12 protein-coding genes and 1 riboswitch are annotated in these 19334 nt (G+C 72.0%); of the genes, 4 read left to right on the plus strand and 8 right to left on the minus strand.

The features are described from left to right. The first annotated feature begins 10 nt into the window (after positions 1-10). Positions 11-1750, plus strand: coding sequence for a TIGR03767 family metallophosphoesterase (locus ACIO5D_RS03450; protein WP_400793770.1), 1740 nt, complete (start codon positions 11-13; stop codon positions 1748-1750). A gap of 108 nt (positions 1751-1858) precedes the next feature. Here ACIO5D_RS03450 and ACIO5D_RS03455 read toward each other — a convergent pair whose 3' ends face one another. From ACIO5D_RS03455 to cobG, 3 genes are read right to left on the minus strand one after another with little or no spacing between them, the layout of a single operon-like run. Then, entirely contained in the window at positions 1859-3424 is a 1566-nt protein-coding gene (locus ACIO5D_RS03455; protein ID WP_400793771.1) for a precorrin-2 C(20)-methyltransferase, read from the minus strand. Beyond that, on the minus strand, positions 3421-4047 hold the full coding sequence (locus ACIO5D_RS03460) for a precorrin-8X methylmutase (RefSeq protein WP_363606552.1): 627 nt from the start codon (positions 4045-4047) through the stop codon (positions 3421-3423). The genes ACIO5D_RS03455 and ACIO5D_RS03460 overlap by 4 nt, the downstream gene beginning before the upstream one ends. Further along, complete coding sequence (cobG, locus tag ACIO5D_RS03465) at positions 4044-5408, minus strand: precorrin-3B synthase (RefSeq protein WP_400793773.1); 1365 nt, start codon at positions 5406-5408, stop codon at positions 4044-4046. The genes ACIO5D_RS03460 and cobG overlap by 4 nt, the downstream gene beginning before the upstream one ends. A 308-nt stretch (positions 5409-5716) precedes the next feature. Then, positions 5717-5790, plus strand: a riboswitch (cobalamin riboswitch). A gap of 119 nt (positions 5791-5909) precedes the next feature. On the opposite strand from cobG, the gene cobN reads away from it, so the two are divergent. After that, positions 5910-9569 (plus strand): cobaltochelatase subunit CobN, encoded by a 3660-nt coding sequence (gene cobN / locus ACIO5D_RS03470; RefSeq protein WP_400649344.1) that lies wholly within the window; start codon positions 5910-5912, stop codon positions 9567-9569. 243 nt (positions 9570-9812) lie between these two features. On the opposite strand, the gene ACIO5D_RS03475 is transcribed toward cobN, so the two are convergent. Both ACIO5D_RS03475 and ACIO5D_RS03480 read right to left on the minus strand, forming a co-directional pair. Beyond that, a complete protein-coding gene (locus tag ACIO5D_RS03475) occupies positions 9813-11231 on the minus strand; it encodes a hypothetical protein (protein ID WP_400649347.1) in 1419 nt (472 codons plus the stop codon). A 41-nt stretch (positions 11232-11272) separates the two neighbouring features. Next, on the minus strand, positions 11273-12517 hold the full coding sequence (locus tag ACIO5D_RS03480) for a phosphatidylserine decarboxylase (protein WP_400649350.1): 1245 nt from the start codon (positions 12515-12517) through the stop codon (positions 11273-11275). A gap of 418 nt (positions 12518-12935) precedes the next feature. On the opposite strand from ACIO5D_RS03480, the gene lnt reads away from it, so the two are divergent. Continuing rightward, complete coding sequence (gene lnt / locus ACIO5D_RS03485; RefSeq protein ID WP_400649352.1) at positions 12936-14501, plus strand: apolipoprotein N-acyltransferase; 1566 nt, start codon at positions 12936-12938, stop codon at positions 14499-14501. On the opposite strand, the gene ACIO5D_RS03490 is transcribed toward lnt, so the two are convergent. Next, entirely contained in the window at positions 14477-15241 is a 765-nt protein-coding gene (locus ACIO5D_RS03490) for a VOC family protein (RefSeq protein WP_400649355.1), read from the minus strand. The two genes, lnt and ACIO5D_RS03490, sit on opposite strands and share 25 nt — an antisense overlap. Before the next feature lie 34 nt (positions 15242-15275). Then, on the minus strand, positions 15276-16184 hold the full coding sequence (locus ACIO5D_RS03495; protein ID WP_363606544.1) for an NADP-dependent oxidoreductase: 909 nt from the start codon (positions 16182-16184) through the stop codon (positions 15276-15278). 333 nt (positions 16185-16517) lie between these two features. Here ACIO5D_RS03495 and ACIO5D_RS03500 point away from each other — a divergent pair, with 333 nt between their 5' ends. Continuing rightward, on the plus strand, positions 16518-17726 hold the full coding sequence (locus tag ACIO5D_RS03500; RefSeq protein ID WP_400793775.1) for an amidohydrolase: 1209 nt from the start codon (positions 16518-16520) through the stop codon (positions 17724-17726). Between the two features lie 45 nt (positions 17727-17771). Here ACIO5D_RS03500 and ACIO5D_RS03505 read toward each other — a convergent pair whose 3' ends face one another. After that, complete coding sequence (locus ACIO5D_RS03505) at positions 17772-19274, minus strand: APC family permease (protein ID WP_400793776.1); 1503 nt, start codon at positions 19272-19274, stop codon at positions 17772-17774. Positions 19275-19334 lie beyond the last annotated feature (60 nt).

The raw sequence follows: 19334 nt of genomic DNA on the forward strand, positions 1-19334 counted from the left end.
TGTGGCTGGGATGAGTCGGCGCACGTTCGTCACGGGCACGTCGGTGGCCGCGGCGTGGACGGCGCTGTCGGTGGGCGGCGCGCGGTTCGCGTCGGCGGCGGAGCGGGACCGCGCGCTGGCGGCCACCGCGGCGCGCGCCGTCCAGGTGAAGGGGACGACGCTCGACCAGGTCGCCACTCCGGTCGGCAGCGCCGCGTACAAGCGGCTCACCGCGGGGCCGGGCCGGCCGCTGGTGGTCCGCGGCGACGTGGCCGCCCCCGGCGCCGGACGGGACGACCGCCGCACCGGCCTGGCCAGCTTCGTCCAGTTCACCGACCTGCACCTGGTGGACACCGAGTCCCCGGTACGGTTCGAGTACCTGGCCCGGTTCAACGACAGTGCGCACCGTCCGCAGGAGACCCTGAACGCGCGCGGCGTCTCCGCGCTCGTCGAGCGGGTCAACTCGCTGGCCGGCGGCCCGTACACGGGGATGCCGTTCAGCCTGGTGATGGCCACCGGCGACAACACCGACAACCACGAGCACATCGAGCTCGACTGGTACCTGACCGTGATGGCCGGCGGCCGGCTGGCCCAGAACACCGGTGACACCTCCCGCTACGAGGGCGTGCAGAACTCCGGCAGCGCCGCCTACTGGAACCCCGAGTCGACGTTCCAGGACGGCTACAAGGCCAAGGGGTTCCCGCAGGTGCCCGGGCTGCTCGCCGCCGCCGGCCGCCCGTTCGACGCGCCCGGCCTGCGGACGCCCTGGTACACCACGGTCGGCAACCACGACGACAGCCTTGAGGGCTCGCTGCCCGACTTCGGGCTGCTGGACTCGCTCTACACCGGCGAGTACAAGCTGGAGGGCTGCAACGACGCGGACGCGGCCAAGCTGATGGAGGCGCTGCGACGCGATCCGGCCGGTGCCGCGCTGCTGCTGGGCCGGCTGCTGTCGGACGGCGACGCGGTGCGCCGGATCACCCCGGACGAGCGCCGCCGGCCGTTCACGCTCAAGGAGTTCGCCAAGGCGCACCTCGACCCCGCCTACACCGGCGCGGGCCCGCACGGCCACGGCTTCACCTCGGACGCGGTGGGCAGCGGCAAGCTGTACTACACCTTCCGGATCTCGGAGAAGGTGCTGGGCATCAGCCTGGACACCACCAACCAGGCCGGTTTCGCGGACGGTTCGCTCGGCACCGCCCAACTGCGCTGGCTGGAGAGCCGGCTCAAGGCGAACAGCGGCCACTGGTACGACGCGGACGGCCGCAGGGTGCGCGGCGGCGGCAGCGACCAGCTGATCGTGGTCTTCAGCCACCACACCAGCGACACCATGGGCAACCTGCTGCCGGACCCGCGCAACATCTTCGAGAAGCGGCACGACGGCAACGAGTTGGTGGCCCTGCTGCAGCGCTACCCGAACGTGGTCGCCTGGGTGAACGGCCACACCCACATGAACAAGATCACCGCGCACGGCCACGGGGTGCCGGAGCGCGCCTTCTGGGAGATCAACACCGCCTCCCACATCGACTACCCGCAACACGCCCGGATCATCGAGATCGCCGACAACGGGGACGGCACGCTCTCCCTGTTCACCACGCTGATCGAGTCCGCCGCACCGTACGCGACCGACTTCGGCAACACCTCGGACGCCGGACTGGCCGCCCTGTACCGGGAGTTGTCGTACAACGACCCGTACGCCAACCCGACGAAGCTGCTCGGCGCCGCCGGGGACCACAACACCGAGCTGGTGCTGGCCAAGCCGGCGGGCTGACGGCTGACGGAGTGCGGGTGACAGCCGACAACTAACAGATAACAGATTTCGAAATCTGTTATCTGTTAGTTGTTCGCCGTTTGTCGTTTGCCGTTCGCTGTCCGCCCGCTACTCCGGGTACCGGCGCGGGGTCCAGACGACCTCGGTGCCGTTGCCACGCTCGACGGCCCGGGTCTGCGAGGAGCCGATGAGCAGGATGGTCCGCATGTCGACCTGCGTGGGGTCCAGCTCCCCCAGCCGCACCGTCCGGACGCGCTCGGTCGGACCGCCGACATCGCGGGCCATCACCACGGGCGTCCCGGGCGCCCGGTACTCCAGCAGCAGGTCGCGCGCGCGGCCGACCTGAGTGGTGCGGGACTGCGAACCGGGGTTGTAGAGGGCGAGCACCAGGTCGGCCTCGGCCGCGGCACGCAGGCGCTTGGCCACGACGTCCCAGGGCTTGAGCCGGTCGGACAGCGAGACCACGGCGTAGTCGTGGCCGAGCGGGGCGCCGGCCCGGGAGGCGGCCGCGTGCGCGGCGGTCATGCCGGGGACGATCCGCACCGGGACGTCCCGGTACGTCTCCTCGCAGGCGACCTCCAGCACGGCGGTGGCCATCGCGAAGACACCCGGGTCACCGGAGGACACCACGGCGACGCGGTGTCCTCGCCGGGCCAGGTCGAGCGCGAACTCGGCGCGCTCGGACTCGACCTTGTTGTCCGAGCCGTGCCGCTGCTGACCGGGCCGGACGGGCACCCGGTCCAGGTAGGTGGTGTAGCCGACCAGGTCGGTGGCGGCCGCGAGCGCACCGCGTGCCTCGGGGGTGAGCCAGAGCGGGCCGGCCGGGCCGGTACCGATGACGGTGACACTGCCGGCACCCACACCCTCGGGCTCCGAAGCCTCGGACTCCGAAGCCTCGGGCACGGAGGCCGCGGGAACGGAGACCACGGCCTCCAACGGCGCGACCTTGCTCGGCAGCACGGCTACCGAGAAGTACGGCACGGTCTCGGCGTCGACGTCCGCCAGCGGCGCGGTGCGCTCGCCGTCCATGAAGGCGCGCTCCACGTACTGCGCGTCGTCGAGCCGCCCGGCCCGCTCCAGGGCGCGACGGACGGCCGGGAAGGTGCGGCCCAGCTTCATGATCACGGCGGAGTCGGCGGAGGCGATCCGCGCGGTCAGCTCCTCCTCGGGCAGGGTGCCCGGGATGATGGTGAGCGTCTCCTCGGCCTCGGTGAGCGCCTGCCCGAGCCGGGCGGCGGCCGCGCTGACCGACGTCACGCCGGGGACCACCTCGGTCGGGTAGCGGTGCGCGAGGCGCTTGTGCATGTGCTGGTACGAGCCGTAGAACAGCGGGTCGCCCTCCGCGAGCACGACGACGTCGCGCCCGGCGTCCAGGTGGGCGGCGAGGCGGACGGCCGCCTCCTCGTAGAAGTCGTCCAACGCCCCCCGGTAGCCGCCGGGGTGGTCGGTGGTCTCGACCGTGATCGGGTAGACCAGCTTCTCCTCGATCTGACCACCCGTCAGGTATCGCTCGGCGATGGAGCGGGCGATCGAGCGGCCGTGCCGGGCACTGTGGTACGCCACCACGTCGGCCTTGCCGATGAGTTCGGCGGCGCGAACCGTCACCAGGGACGGGTCGCCGGGGCCGAGACCCACCCCGTAGAGCCGGCCGGTGGCGTTCTGCTGCTCCGTCACTCTTCTTCGCTCGCAATCGCGTTGATGGCGGCGGCGGCGATCGCGCTGCCGCCGCGACGGCCGCGCACCACCAGGTGCTCCAGCCCGGACGGATGCCCGGCCAGTGCGTCCTTCGATTCGGCGGCACCGATGAAGCCGACCGGGACGCCGATCACCGCGGCCGGGCGCGGGGCACCCGCCTCGATCAGCTCCAGCAGCCGGAACAGCGAGGTGGGCGCGTTGCCGACGGCCACCACCGCGCCCTCAAGCCGGGGCAGCCACAGTTCCATCGCGGCGGCGCTGCGGGTGTTGCCCGCCTTCCGGGCCAGCTCGGGCACCGACGGGTCGGTCAGGGTGCAGATCACCTCGTTGTCGGCGGGCAGCCGCTTGCGGGTGACACCGCTGGCCACCATGTTCACGTCGCAGAGGATCGGCGCCCCGGCGCGCAGTGCCCGGCGGGCGGAGGCGACCACGCCCGGCGAGTACACCAGGTCCTCGACCAGGTCGACCATGCCGCAGGCGTGGATCATCCGCACCGCGACCTGGGAGACGTCCGCGGGCAGGGCGGCCAGGTCGGCCTCGGCGCGGATGGTGGCAAAGGACTGGCGGTAGATGGACGCGCCGTCCTTCTCGTACTCGATCACTTCGTGGTCCTCCTGGCCTCGGCGACCGCCTCGGCCATCTCCTCGTTCGTCACGTCGTTCGTCACGTTCGTCACGCCGCTCGTCAGGTGACTCGTCGGGTGTGTCGTCAGATGGCTCGTCACGTCACTCGTTTCGCCGCTCTTCACGCCCGACGTTCCGTCGGTCACCGTCACCCGGTAGCCCTGCCCGGTCGCCAGCACGTCCACCCATCGGCCGGCGGGGTGCCCGCAGCGCCGTTCGCAGCCGGACCAGTGCACGGGCAGGCCGGCGCCGCTCATCACGTCCAGCGCCCGCGCCGCGTCAGCCCGGACATCGGCCACCGACCGGGCGCAGCCCGGCAGTCCGGTGCAGGCGGTGGCCCGCGCCCACGGCGATCCCGGCTCGGTACGGAAGCCGGCCGCGGCCAGCGCGGGCAGTCGCCCGGGCGGGGCGCCCGGCAGGACGGCGCCGCGCCAGGGAGTCAGTCTGAGCTCGCCCTCGGCGGCGTCGGCCAGGGTCCGCCACTGGTCGGAGCCGACCCTGCCGAAGCGCATCCCGACCGACAGGCCGCCGGGCACCACGCCCACCTCGGGATGTGCCCCGCCCACCGGGGGGAGCGGCACGACACCCGCGGGGGCGTCCGGCAGGTCCGGCGCATCGGGCAGGCCGGACAGGTCGGGCAGCCCGGCCAGCAGGTCCAGCAGGAGATCGGGCACCTCGCGCAGGTGCCAGGCCTTGCGGCCGTGCGCCCGCAGCGCGTCCAGGAAGCCGCGGGCCGCGGCCAGCACCGCGTCCACCGCCCGCCCGGCCGGCACGGGCCGCGCGACGGGGGCCCGGCCGAGGCGCAGCAGCGCCGTACCGCCCGGGCCTGCGATCAATGTCACATCGGCGTCGAGCGCGGCGACATCGCCCCGCCCGTCGTCCAGCGCGAAGAGGAACTTGCCGGAGAGACCGGCCGCCCAGGCGCTCGCGCAGAGCCGGCCGTCCAGTTCCCGCACCCAGGCCCGCATATCGGCGAAGCCCGCCCGGTCCAGCCCGGCGAGCGGGGAGGCGACGATGTTCCGGACCCGTTCATGGGTCTCGGAGGGCAGCAGGCCGACGGCGCGCAGCCGGTCGGCGAGCTCGCGTCCGCAGTCCGAAGCGAGGCCGCGCAACTGGACGTTGCCGCGCGAGGTGGTCTCCAGGTCGCCGTCGCCGAGCGCGTCGGCGGCGTCGGCCAGCGCGAGCGCCTGACGCACCGTCAGCAGACCGCCGGGTATGCGCACCCGGGCCAGAGCTCCGTCATCGGCGGTGTGCAGACGAAGGGCTCCTGGACAGGCGTCCGCGCGCCCCCGGTCGGGCACCGCGGCGCCCGGCACGGTGGCGTCGGGTGTCGGTGGCATGGCCGCGAGCATACAGATGATCCGATCGGTTGCCTCCGTCCGTCGGGTCACGCCCACGGCCTCCGCCGGGTCACATCGCCGGGTCACGCCCACGGCCTCCGTCCGGTCACTCCGCCGGTTTCCCCCGGCCGCGTCCACGGGCTGCCGCCCGACCGCACCCGCCGCTCCCCCCCAGGCCGGATCCACGCCTCCCGCCCGGCCGTGACCCCGGCTGCGGTCCGGATCACTCTCCCCCGGGTCGGCCGCACCCCGTACGATGCTGGCGGGCGGTCCCCGCGGACCGCCCGCACGCCAGCGACGGCGCAGGGGAGGAAACCGGTGCAAGCCCGGTGCGGTCCCGCCACTGTGACCACGGTTCAACCGCCGTGGAAGCCAGGAACTCCTGCCGTCCTCCACCGGCCCGGGGCGCGGACCCCGAGGAAGGCTTGAAGCTTTGCGCTGCCGCATGCCCGCGCCCCTGCGCGTCCCCGTGCCCGCCATCGAGGCCGGGAGGGCCTTCGCATGATCCTGCTGCTGTCGACGTCCGACACCGACCTGCTCAGTGCCCGCGCCTCCGAGGGCCCGGTCCGCTACCGCCTCGGCAACCCGGCCCGGCTCTCCGCCGAGGAGCTGCCCGCCCTGCTGGAGGGCACCGACCTGGTCGTGGTCCGCCTGCTCGGCGGCCGACGCGCCTGGCAGGAGGGCCTGGACGCACTGCTCGCCGGCCCCCGCCCGGTCGTCGTGCTGACCGGCGAGCAGGCGCCCGACGCCCAGCTGATGGAGCTGTCCACCGTCCCGGCCGGCATCGCCGCCGAGGCGCACGCCTACCTCGCCCACGGTGGCGCGGCCAACCTGGCCGAGCTGGGCGCGTTCCTCTCCGACACCGTGCTGCTCACCGGTCACGGCTTCGCGCCGCCCGCCTCCGCGCCGGCCTGGGGCCCGCTGGAGCGCGAGGCCCGGACGAGCGAGGGCCCGACCGTCGCCGTGCTCTACTACCGCGCCCACCACATGAGCGGCAACACCGCGTTCGTCGAGACCCTCTGCCGGGCCATCGAGGACCAGGGTGCGCAGGCGAAGGCCTACTACTGCGCCTCGCTGCGCGGCGCCGAGCCCGAGCTGCTGGCCGCGCTCGGCACGGCCGACGTCCTCGTCACCACCGTGCTGGCCGCCGGCGGCACCCGCCCGGCCGACGCGCAGGCCGGCGGCGACGAGGAGGCCTGGGACGCGGGCGCGCTGGCGGCGCTGGACCGGCCGATCCTGCAGGCGCTCTGCCTGACCTGGTCGCGGGCACAGTGGGAGGCCAGCGACGACGGCCTCTCCCCGCTGGACACCGCCACCCAGATCGCCGTGCCCGAGTTCGACGGCCGGCTGATCACCGTCCCGTTCTCCTTCAAGGAGCTGGACGAGGACGGCCTCACCGTCTATGCCGCCGACCCCGAGCGCGCCGCCAGGGTCGCCGGGACGGCGGTCAAGCACGCCCGGCTGCGGCACATCCCGGCCGCCGAGCGCCGGCTCGCGCTGGTCCTCTCCGCCTACCCGACCAAGCACGCCCGGGTCGGCAACGCGGTCGGCCTGGACACCCCGGCCAGTGCGATCCGGCTGCTGCACCGGCTCCGCGCGGAGGGCATGGACCTCGGCCACGACCTGCCGGGTCTGGACACCGACGCCGATGACGTCCCGGCCCGAGCCGGCTCGGAGACGACCGGACAGGCAGCGCTCCACGAGGGTGACGCCCTGATCCACGCCCTGATCGCGGCCGGCGGCTACGACCAGGACTGGCTCACCGAGGAGCAGCTGGCCCGCAACCCGGTCCGGATCCCCGCCGCCGACTACCGCCGCTGGTACGCCACGCTCCCCCAGGGCCTGCGCGACACCGTCGAGGAGCACTGGGGCCCGGCCCCCGGCGAGCTGTACGTCGACCGCTCGCAGAACCCGGACGGCGACATCGTGCTCGCCGCCATCCGCTCCGGCAACCTGCTGGTCCTGATCCAGCCGCCGCGCGGTTTCGGCGAGAACCCGGTCGCGATCTACCACGACCCGGACCTCCCGCCGTCGCACCACTACCTGGCCGCCTACCGCTGGATCGCGGCCGCCCAGGCGGACGGCGGCTTCGGCGCCGACGCGGTGATCCACCTCGGCAAGCACGGCAACCTGGAGTGGCTGCCCGGCAAGACCGCCGCGCTGTCGGCCGAGTGCGGCCCGGACGCCGTCCTCGGCGACCTGCCCCTCGTCTACCCGTTCCTGGTCAACGACCCGGGCGAGGGCACCCAGGCCAAGCGCCGCGCCCACGCCACCCTGGTCGACCACCTCGTCCCGCCGATGGCCCGCGCCGACTCCTACGGCGACATCGCGCGGCTGGAGCAGCTGCTGGACGAGCACTCCAACATCGCCGCGATGGACCCGGCCAAGCTGCCCGCCATCCGCGCGCAGATCTGGACCCTGATCCAGGCCGCCAAGCTCGACCACGACCTCGGGCTGGACGAGCGCCCCGAGGACGACGGCTTCGACGACTTCCTGCTGCACGTCGACGGCTGGCTCTGCGAGATCAAGGACGCCCAGATCCGCGACGGCCTGCACGTCCTCGGCCAGGCCCCGGCCGGCACCGACCGGGTCAACATCGTGCTCGCCATCCTGCGTGCCCGGCAGATCTGGGGCGGGGTCAGCGCGCTGCCCGGCCTGCGTGAGGCGCTCGGCCTGGACGAGGCCGCGCTCACCCTCGGCGCCACCGACGCGGCCGAGGCGCAGGCCCGCGCCCTGGTCGAGGCGATGGAGGCCGAGGACTGGTCGCCCGAGGCGGTCGAGAAGGTCGCCGCCGGGCTGCCGGAGGCCGTGCACGAGGTGCTCGCCTTCGCCGCCACCCAGGTCGTGCCACGCCTGGCCGCCACCACCGACGAGCTGGACGCCGTCCTGCACGCGCTCGGCGGCGGTTTCGTCCCGGCCGGACCGTCCGGCTCGCCGCTGCGCGGTCTGGTCAACGTGCTGCCGACCGGGCGCAACTTCTACTCCGTCGACCCCAAGGCCGTGCCGAGCAAGCTCGCCTGGGAGACCGGGCAGGCGCTCGCCGCCTCGCTGGTCGAGCGGTACCGGGCCGACAACGACGGCGCCTGCCCGCCCTCGGTCGGGCTCTCGCTCTGGGGCACCAGCGCGATGCGCACCGCCGGCGACGACATCGCCGAGGCCTTCGCGCTGCTCGGCGTCCGCCCGGTCTGGGACGACGCCTCGCGCCGGGTCACCGGCCTGGAGGCGATCTCCCTGGAGGAGCTGGGCCGCCCGCGCATCGACGTCACCCTGCGCATCTCCGGCTTCTTCCGGGACGCCTTCCCGCACGTGGTCGCCCTGCTGGACGACGCGGTGCGCCTCGCCGCCGCCCAGGAGGAGCCGGACGTGGACAACTACGTCCGTGCCCACGTCCAGGCCGACCTCGCCGTGCACGGAGACGAGCGCAAGGCCACCGTCCGCGTCTTCGGCTCCCGCCCGGGCACGTACGGCGCGGGCCTGCTCCAGCTGATCGACAGCCGCGACTGGCGCACCGACGCCGACCTCGCCGAGGTGTACACGGTCTGGGGCGGCTACGCGTACGGGCGCGGGCTGGACGGGCGCCCGGCGCGCGAGGAGATGGAGACCGCGTACAAGCGGATCACCGTCGCCGCGAAGAACACCGACACCCGCGAGCACGACATCGCCGACTCGGACGACTACTTCCAGTACCACGGCGGCATGGTCGCCACCGTCCGCGCGCTCACCGGCAAGGCCCCGACCGCCTACATCGGCGACTCGACCCGCCCGGAGACGGTCCGCACCCGCACCCTGACCGAGGAGGCCGCCCGGGTCTTCCGCGCCCGGGTGGTCAACCCGCGCTGGATGGAGGCGATGCGCCGCCACGGCTACAAGGGCGCCTTCGAGATGGCCGCGACGGTGGACTACCTGTTCGGCTACGACGCCACCACCGGCGTGGTCGCCGACTGGATGTACGAGAAGCTGACCCAGGAGTACGTCCTGGACCCGGTCAACCGCGAGTTCCTGGCCGGCGCCAACCCCTGGGCCCTGCACGGCATCAGCGAGCGTCTGCTGGAGGCGGCCAGCCGCGGCCTCTGGGAGCAGCCCGACCCGGCGCTGATCGAGCAGCTCCAGGCCGCGTTCCTGGAGACCGAGGGCGACCTGGAGGGCGGCGACGAGGGCTGACGGGCGTCCGGTGACCCGCCTCGGTGAGGCCTGACCGCGTGGCTCCCGGGCTCTGGGCCCGGTCCGTACGTTGATGGCCGGCCCCTCGTGATTCGACTGCGAGGGGCCGGCCATCTCCGCGGACGGTGCTGATATCGAGTCAGGATCCGCCGGTGATCCGGCTCACGAACACGGACCGCACGCCTTCATTCCCTGGTGGACCGGCGCGGGTTCTCGTGGCCCCCGGCTGCGCCCAGGTGTTGCTCATCCCGTTTCGTTGTCGGCGTCCTTCTGGGCCCGGTCAAGGATGTCCTGGGCCACGCTCTCGGGGTTCTGGCCGTGGAAGGGAAGGTCGGAGAGCCAGGTGTAGAGCATTTCCCGGCAGATCTGCGGCTGGTAGGCCGGCACTTCGTGTCCGGAGTCGGGCAGAGAGACCTGCGTCACGTTTTTGAGGGTACGGACGAACCCCTTCGGGTTCCCCTGTGCCTGCTTCCAGATCAGCCGCTTGGCCTTGCGCCAGTCGTCGGGCGGCGTCAGGATGCCGTCCAGGATCTCCTCGGTGCTCTGATATCCGCAGGCGGTGTCGAAGTTCCCGGTGTAGAGGAGGGTCTTGTAGCCCTTGCCGATGAGCTTGGCGTACAAGGGGGAGGCGTCGGCCATGTTGTCGCACTTCAGCGCCGTGGCCACCGGGCCGGCATTGTCCTGGCACAGCCATTTCCTGTTGACGTGCAGGGCTTTCTGGACCTCTGCGCTGTCGAGGTAGGGGTGCAGCGCTCCCATGGACAGGTCGTCCCAGCGCCGTACGTCGTAGACGTCGAAGTTGCCCCCGTAGGCCAGGACCGCGTTCACCAGGCCGTTGCCGAGGTCGGTGGCCTGCTTCAGCTTTTTGGCGTCCTTGGTCTTCTCGCCGTCCTCGAGGACGCTCTGGAATGTGGCGTAGTGGTCGTCCAGGATCTTCTTCTGGTTCTTGCCGATGAATCCGGACACGTAGGCGTAGTCGATCATGATGCGGATCGACAGTTCCGGCTTGATCCATCCGTTGCCTACGGCGATCCCTTTCAGTTCGATGTGTTTTCCGGCCTGCTTGTTGTTCTGTTCGTCGATCTTCAGGGCGATCGCCGGCACGTACTTGCCCGCGTAGCTCTCACCGCAGACATACAGGGGGCACTTCACGTACTCCGGGTACGTCGTGAAGAACTCCTGCAGGGCCTGCCAGAACATCTGGCTGAGGGTTTCCTCGTCCTCGACATACTTCTTCGGGTCGTCACAGTAGCTGTATCCCGCGCCGATGGGCTGGTCCCAGAAGACGACGTGCGCTTCCTGGTTCCAGGTGTCGGGGCTCACCGACACTGTCCCGGCGGCGTCGTCACCGATGCGCAGCGGCCCGTTCTCAATGAACAGTCCCGCCAAGGAGGAGGCGCCGGGCCCGCCGTTGAGCCAGATCAGCAGCGGCGTTTTTTCGATCAGGTCCTGCTGGTCCTTGGGGTCGAGGTTGGGGTCGCAGGTCTGGCTTTCGAAGAACCAGTAGAACAAATGACTCTGCGCTGCGCCCGGGCCGTCGACGTCCGCATATCCGGCGTAGGAGCGGACCTTCTTCTGGACGTCGGCATCATCGGGATTTTCGGGGTCTGGGTAGAAGTGGATCGTCTGCGTGCTGGAGACGTTGGCGGGGATCTTGTACACGGGGCTGCGAGACATGGTTCACCTTCCGTTCGGAATCAGGGTCAGGAAGTCGGCGGAACACGCCGCGGCCGAGTGCGGCGGAAGTTTTCGAAGAGACGCTCGGTCCGCCTCGATTCCTCCAGGACCCCGATGCGCTGCCCCATGAGCAGTTGCAGTGCGGGGAACCGCCCCTTCTCGAACAGCAGGATGTTCAACGACCCGCCGTACTGGAAGTAGCCGATCTGATTGCCCTTTTGCACCTCTACCGGAGTCGACTCCTTTGTGATGTCCCTGAACTTGTCGAGGAACTTCACGGAGCCGATCGAGTTGAGGCCTACGGGCACCAGGGCGACATAGCCGTCACCGTCCGGATTCCCCTTGTGATCAAAATACGGCGTTTTGATGATGACGTACCCACGGCGGAAGTAATCGAACATGCTGTAGTCGTACCCGTATCCGACGTTTCCCTTGTTGAGCAGTTCCGGGAAGTCCCGCATCCCGTAGTAGTCGCCGCCGATGTCATCGCGGGCCTCCACCACCTGGCCGCTCACCGGGGCGTGATACCAGTGGTAGGTGTCGGGCATCAGGATGCACGACACGGCCGTGCCGCCGCCCGGGTTCGCCGGCCTGCCGCGGGTGAAGTACGTCGCGTACTCGGAGCCGTCGAGCAGCTGCCGGACGTTCATGGTCACCCCCTTGCACGGGATCCGCGTCGACTCCGTCAGCTCATCAACAATCATGTTGATGACACAGTCGGTCGGGGCAACCACCACACTGGGGTCGTCCTCGCCGTCGATCGGCCGCACACCAGGCGCCAGTTCCCTGATGAAGAACTTATTGAAGGTCGACCAGTCTCCTTCCTTGTAGTTGGCCATGACCTTCGGACCGAGGTCCTCCTTCCACTTGTCAACGAGGCTCTTCGATGACGGGTCATCCATCTGCATGCCTTGTAGATGCGTAAAGTCGGCCAGCATCTCGCGCCCCGACCCTTCGGTCACGAAATACATTCCGGCGCAATTATTGTAATTGATCCAGCTGAACTTCTCGATATAGTTCAGCCCGTCCTGGAAGTACTGCTTCAGCCCCCAGTCGTACCACTCCTGGAAGAAGTCGCACAGGGTGTCGACATTCGCGTCCGCCCAGTCTTTCCAGACGTCGTCCGACGTGCCATCCGGACGCGGCTGAACGCCCTCGATCGCCGCTTCGAAATCGGCCTTGAAATAATCTGCTTCGTCGTCGTAGCGCTTTCTGACGTTCTTGAGAAAGTCCTCGACGGTCTTGGAGTAGGGGTCGATTTTCGGGCTCACGTACCGCTTCCTTCCGTGGCGAGCAAATCCCCCGTGCGGCTGCACCTCGCGCTTTCACTTCCCAATCCGTACACGAATTTGACTGCGGTTGCCCCGTTCGCCAGAAACAATCACCCGCATGGCGGGACACCTCGACTGACCTCAATTCATCTGCTTTCCTGATCAGCTTACGATCTTGCCGATTCGCCCCTTTCGCCCTTTCATTCCTCGTGGTAGCGGGCTGGGCCTACACGTGTCGCCGTGGACCGACATCTGGCAGCGATCGGCTCCGAAGTGGACAATGCGGGACATGTCGCGCCGCCCCGCCGCCAGTCGTCCCGCCCTTGCCGGGCCCGTCCCCAGCAGGCCCGTCCCCAGCAGGCCTGACACGGCGGGCCGTTCGGACCGTTCGGGCCGGGGGCGGCGGTACCGGGCCCGGGTGGCGGCGCTCGCGGCCGGGGCGGTGCCGGTGCTGGCGTTTCCGGCCCCCGGACTGGCCTCGCTGGCCTGGGTCGCGCTGGTGCCCGGGCTGCTGCTGATGCAGCGGGCGCCCGGGGCTCGGGAGGCCGCGGTGCGCGGGTGGTGGTTCGGGGCCGGGTTCATCCTCACCACGATGTACTGGCTGATCCCGTCCGTCGGACCGGCGCTGCCGGTGCTCGCGGTGCTGTTCGGCACCCTGCAGGCCGGGGTGGGCCTGGCCGTCCACCGGCTGCTGCACCCGCCGCTGACCGCCCGTCGGGCGATGCTCGCACTGGTGGTCGTCCCGGCGGTCTGGCTGACCACCGAGTACGCGCGGTCCTGGCACGCGCTCGGCGGCCCGTGGGCACTGCTCGGTGCCACCCAGTGGCAGCACCCGACCGTCCTCGCGCTGGCCTCGGCCGGCGGGATCTGGCTGGTCAGCGCCGCCGTCGTGGCCGTCAACACCGGGGTGCTGATCGTCCTGACGGCCACCGGGTGGCGACCGCGCGCCCTCGCCGCCCTGGCCACCGTCGTGGTACTGGCGGCCGGGCCGCTGCTGTTCGCGCTGCGCACGGCGCCCGCCCGTGCCGGGGCGGTGACGGTCGCACTCGTCCAGCCCGGCATCGTCGACGATCCGCAGGCCCGGTTCGAGGCCAGTGCCGAGGCCACCGCCGCCCTGGGCGGGCGACCCGTCGACCTGATCGTCTGGGGCGAGAGCAGCACCACCGCCGACCTGGACCGGGACCCCGCCGCACTGGCCCGGCTCCGCCGACTCGCCGCCGACACCGGCGCCGGGATCCTGGCCGGCGAGGACGCCCGCAAGGCCGACGGACGGATCTCCAAGGACGCCGTCCTGGTCTCGCCGACCGGCATCGTGGACCGCTACCGCAAGATCCGGCTGGTCCCGTTCGGCGAGTACATCCCGCTGCGGCCGGTGCTCGGCTGGATCGCCGGTGTCAGCCGGGCGGCGGGGGAGAACCGGGCGCCCGGCACCGCCTTCCGTCTGCTGCCGGCCACCGACCGAGGCCGCGGCCCACTGCCGGTCGGCGCGCTGATCTGTTTCGAGTCGGCCTTCCCCGACATGTCCCGGACGGCCGCCCGGGACGGCGCACGGGTGCTGGTCTACCAGTCGTCGACCTCGACCTTCCAGCACACCTGGGCGCCCGAACAGCATGTCTCGCTGGCCGCGATCCGGGCCGCCGAGACCGGGCGTCCGGCCGTCCAGGCCGCGCTCACCGGTGTCTCGGCGGCCTTCGACGCCCAGGGGCGCGAGCTGGCCCGGCTCGGCACCGACCGCACCGGCGCGCTGACGGTGCGGCTGCCGCTGACCGCGCCCACCACGCTGACCTGGTACGACCGGGTCGGCGACGTGGTGCCGGCCGCGGCGCTGCTGGTGACGGCGGGTTCGGTGGTCGCCCTCTGGCGCGACCGGGCGCGCCGGGCGAACCGCCCGGACCGAGCAGACCGGGCAGGCCGTGCGGGCGGCGCGGGTGATACGGACGGTACGGGCGGCGCGGGTGGTCAGCCCTCGGTGCCTGCCGGGTAGACGCCGAACACCGCACCCACCGGGTCCCGCAGGACCGCGATCCGCGGGCCGTCCGGCACCGAGGTCGGCGGCATCAGCACATCGGCGCCGAGGCTGCCGGCCCGGAAGGCCGTCCCGTCGACGTCCGCGACCGCGAAGTAGGGCAGCCAGTACGGCGGCAGTTGCGGCGGGAAGTTCTCGCCCATCGCCATCATCCCGCCGAAGTCCAGGCCAGCCAGGCCCCACTGGGTGTAGGTGTCGGACGGGTTGACCGTCCAGCCGAACACGGCCGGGTAGAAAGCGGTCGCGCCCGCGGTGTCCCTGGTGAGCAGTTCGACCCAGCCCAGCGCGCCGGGGGCGTTGAGCAGGCCGACGCCCGGCAGGCCGCGCGCCTGCCAGAGCGCGAAGACCGCGCCGGAGGGATCGGCGGCCACGACGAACCGCCCGAGGTCCGACACGTCCGCCGGTCCGGCGAGGACGCTCCCGCCGGCCGCGGCCACCTTGGCGGCGGAGGCGTCCGCGTCGGTGACGGCGAAGGAGACCGTCCAGGCCGTCGGCTGCCCCTCCCCCTCCAGCGGGGTCACGGCGGCGACGGTCGCGCCGTCCAGCGTCATAAAGGTGTAGCCGTCCGTCCCGTGGCTTTCGCCGGCCTCGGCCCGCCAGGCGAACAGCTCGCCGTAGAACCGCTTGGCGGCGCCCGGGTCGGCGCTGGCGTGCTCCACCCAGCAGGGACCGCCGACGGTCACCTCGTTGATCTTCATCGTCCGCTCTCCTCCTCGGCCGGGGTCCGGGGCCTCATCCGATGTCCAGGACGAGCTTGCCGCGCGCGTGCCCGGACTCCACCAGCGCCAGTGCCTCGGCGGCGCGGTTCAGCGGGTACCGCCCGGTGATGTGCGGGTCCAGTTCTCCGGCGGCCACCAGGGCGGCCAGCGCGGCGAGAGTCTCCGAGGTGGTGGAGCGGGTGATGTACCGCCCGCCCAGCTCGGCGACGGTGTCCGGGTCCACGGTGCTGACCAGCTTGGCGCGGTCGGCCAGCGTCTCGGCGGCGGCCCGCAGATCGTCTCCGCCGACCAGGTCGAGGATGCCGTCCACGCCGTCCGGCGCCGCGGCCCTGATCCGCTCGGCCACCCCGTCGCCGTACCGCACCTGCACCGCGCCCAGTGACTCCACGTACTCCCGGTTGGTGTCGCTCGCCGTGCCGATCACCCGCAGGCCCCGGCTGCGGGCGATCTGCGCGGCGGCGCTGCCGACGCCGCCCGCGATGCCGAGGATCAGCAGCGTCCGGCCGGAACCGAGCCCGACGTCCCGCACTCCGTCGTCCCCGGTCGCGGCCGCCACCGGCAGTGCCGCCACCTGATCGAACCCGGCCCCGAGCGGCCGCAGCGCGCTCATCGCGGCGAGCAGCAGGGTCTGCTCCGCGTAGCCGCCGGCGGCCGCGAGACCGAACACCTCGTCTCCCGGGGTGAAGCCCTCCACCCCTGGACCGACCCGCTCCACCACCCCCGCCGCCTCCTGCCCCAGCACGGCCGGGAGCGTACGGTTCTTCCCCAGCCGTCCGGTGCGGATCTTCCAGTCCACCGGGTTCACCCCGGCCGCCCGCACGGTGATTCCCAACTGGCCCGGTCCGGGCTCCAGCACCGGTCGGTCCAGGAACTCCTGATTCTCCGGCCCGCCGTAGTCGACGAACCCCAACGCCTTGACCATCGTTGATCCCGTTCCTCAGCTTGCCGGCCCCCTTCCCCGCCCCAGCATGCGGCCGCCCGCAGCTCTCGGCCCGCCGCTGCTGCGCCGAACGGGGGCGCCTGCGGGGAACGGGGAACAGATAACGGATGACAGATTTCAGATTCTGTTATCCGTTATCTGTCATCTGTTAGTTGTCACTTGTCGCCCGACCGTCGACCGGCTCCCCCGGCCACCCACCGGCCGGGCGCGACCGGGCCGACCACCATCTCCCCTATCGCAAAAGGGAGTTGACGAACCACCTCGCCGTCGGGTTGATTGGTGCCGACCGCAAAACACCCCAAATCAGGAGAAATCATGACCCCACCCACCGTTACCGTCTTCCGCGACGTCCGCCCCTTCGGCGCGGCCGCCGTCGCCGACCTGGTCGCCGTCGACGGCCTGCTGGTCGCCGCGGTGCCGGAGGGCTCCCGGGTGGAGGTGGTGGAGGGGCGCGGACGGATCGCGCTGCCGACGCTGGTGGACGCCCACATCCACCCGGACAAGACCGCGTGGGGCGAGCCCTGGTACAGCCGGCGCCCGGCCGGCGGGCTGCCGGAGTACGTACGGGGCGATGTGGAGCTGTACGAGCACCAGCGGACGCCGCTCACCGAGCGCGCGGGCCGGCTGCTCGCGCACGCGGTGGCCCAGGGGACGCGCGCGGTGCGGGCGCACGTGGATGTGGCGCCCGCGTACGGACTGGCGGGCGTGACGGGGCTGGCCGCCGCACGGGAGCGGCTGGGCCCGGCGCTGGACGTGCAGGTGGTGGCGTTCCCGCAGCACGGGGTGCGGCGGACGCCGGGGGCGGGGGCGCTGCTCGCCGAGGCGGCGGCGAGCGGGCTGATCGACGCGGTGGGCGGGATCGACCCGGCCGGGTTCGACGGGGTCGGCGAGGACGGCGAAGGCCCGGCCCAGCTCGACCAGGTCTTCGGCCTCGCCGAGAAGCACGGACTCCAGCTGGACGTCCACCTGCACGACACCGGCGACCGGGGCCTCGCCCCGCTGCGTGACATCGCCGCCCGGACGAAGGCGGCCGGGCTGGGCGGCCGGGTCGTGGTGAGCCACGCGTTCTGCGTGCCGGAGTTGTCCGGCGGCGCGCTCAGTGAGCTGGCCGAGTTGCTGGCCGATGCCGGAATCGGCCTGACCACCGTCGCGCCCTCCACCCACCAGGTGCTGCCGTTCCGGGAGTTGGCGGCCCACGGGGTCAAGGTGGGCCTAGGCTCGGACGGCGTGCGGGACTCCTGGAGCCCGTTCGGCAACGCCGACATGCTGCACCGCGCGCATCTGCTCGGCTGGACCACCGACGCCCGCACGGACGCGGAGCTGGCCGACTGCTTCGCCCTCGCCGCCGCCGGGGGCGCCGAGTTGCTCGGACTGCCGGCCGCCGACCTGACGCCGGGCTCCCCGGCCGACTTCATGCTGGTCGACGGCGAGTGCCTGCCACAGGTGGTGGTGGACCTGCCGAGGCGCGAACTCGTCGTCCGCGCCGGACGGGTGGTCGCCCGGGACGGCCGCTTCGAGGGCTGAGACCGGACGGCGGTCCCCCTCCGCGCGGAGGGGGACCGCACCGGGTCAGCCACGCTCGACATCGACCTCGGTCAACCGCGCGAACCGCTCCGGATCGGTCCGCCGGATGTGCCGCGCCACCGCGAACCCGGCCAGCGCGACCAACGGCAGCGGCACCAGCAGCAGCGCGTTCACCAAGTCCGAAGCCCCGGTCAGCAGACCGAAGTTGAAGACGGCGAGGACGGTGAGCACGGCCAGCCCGGCCGCCGCCAGCAGCGGCGCCCAGACCACCCGCAGCGCCGACATCCCGCGCCGGTCGCGCCGGAAGAACGCCCACACGGCGACCGCCGCCAGTGCCTGCATCGCCATGATGCCGAGCACACCGATGCTGTTGGACCACATCAGCACCACCAGATACGGATCCGCCGCCAGCACCGCGCCCAGCAGCACCACCAGCGCGTTGAACGAGCTCTGCACCACGACCGCCGCACCGGGCGAGCCGAACCTGCCCGACACCCGCCCGAGCCGGCGCGGCAGCAGCCCCTCCCGTCCGAGCGCGTACAGGTAGCGGGCGGCCGCGTTGTGGAAGGCGAGCGCGGAGGCGAAGGCGGAGACCACGATCAGGACGTGCATCGAGTCCGAGAGCCAGACACCGACGAAGCGCTCGGCCGCGGTGAAGGTGAGGTCCGGCCCCTCGGCGGCGCGGGCCGCCGCCACGGCCTGGTCCGTCCCGTAGGCGCCCATCACGATCCAGGTGCCGAGGGCGTAGAAGACGGCGAGGAAGCCGATCGCGATGAACGTCGCCCGGGGCACCGTCCGGCGCGGGTCACGCACCTCCTCGGCGTAGATCGCCGTCGCCTCGAAGCCGGTGAAGGCGCCGATGACCAGCACGAACATCCCGGCGACCCCGCCCTGGGTGAGCAGCGAGGGGTCGAAGGAGACCGGGTCGAACGCGGCCGTGCCCCGGTCGGCGAGCACCCCGCCCTCCATCACCAGCAGCGCCAGCACCTCCAGGACCAGCGCGACGCCGAGCACCTTGGCGCTGAGCGTCACCTTCAGCCAGCCCAGCACGCCGACCACCACGACGCAGCCGCCCGAGAGCAGCCACCACGGCACGTGCGTGCCGGTGCGCTGTTCGATGTGCCCGGCGGCGAAGTAGCCGAAGGCGGCGGCCACGCCCGGGGTGATCAGGTTGTAACAGACCACCGCCACATAGGCGGTGACGACGCCGAACGTCCGGCCCAGGCCGCGCGCGACGTACGCGTAGAAGGCGCCCGCGTTGCGCACGTAGCGGCTCATCGCGGTGAAGCCCGCCGCGAACAGGACCAGCAGCACGCCCGAGATCAGGTAGGCGGCGGGGGCAGAGGCACCGCCTACGCCGATCGCGAAGGGCGCGATGCCCGCGAGGACGGTGAGCGGCGCGGCGGCGGCGACCACGAAGAAGACCAGGTCGGTGGTGCCGATCAGGCCGCCCGCGAGCCGTTGCGGCGACTGCGAGGCCGACTGCCGGGCCGACTGCGGGCCGGCCGGCGGGGCGATGGCCTGGGATCTTTCTGCGGAGACATTCACGGTGGGGGCGTCCTTCCGGCAGGGGCGGGGGGTGCGGGGTCCGCCGACCGGGGTGGGGCC

Origin of the sequence: Kitasatospora sp. NPDC087315, assembly GCF_044744345.1 — a bacterium.
In the GTDB taxonomy this organism is placed as follows: Bacteria; Actinomycetota; Actinomycetes; order Streptomycetales; family Streptomycetaceae; genus Kitasatospora.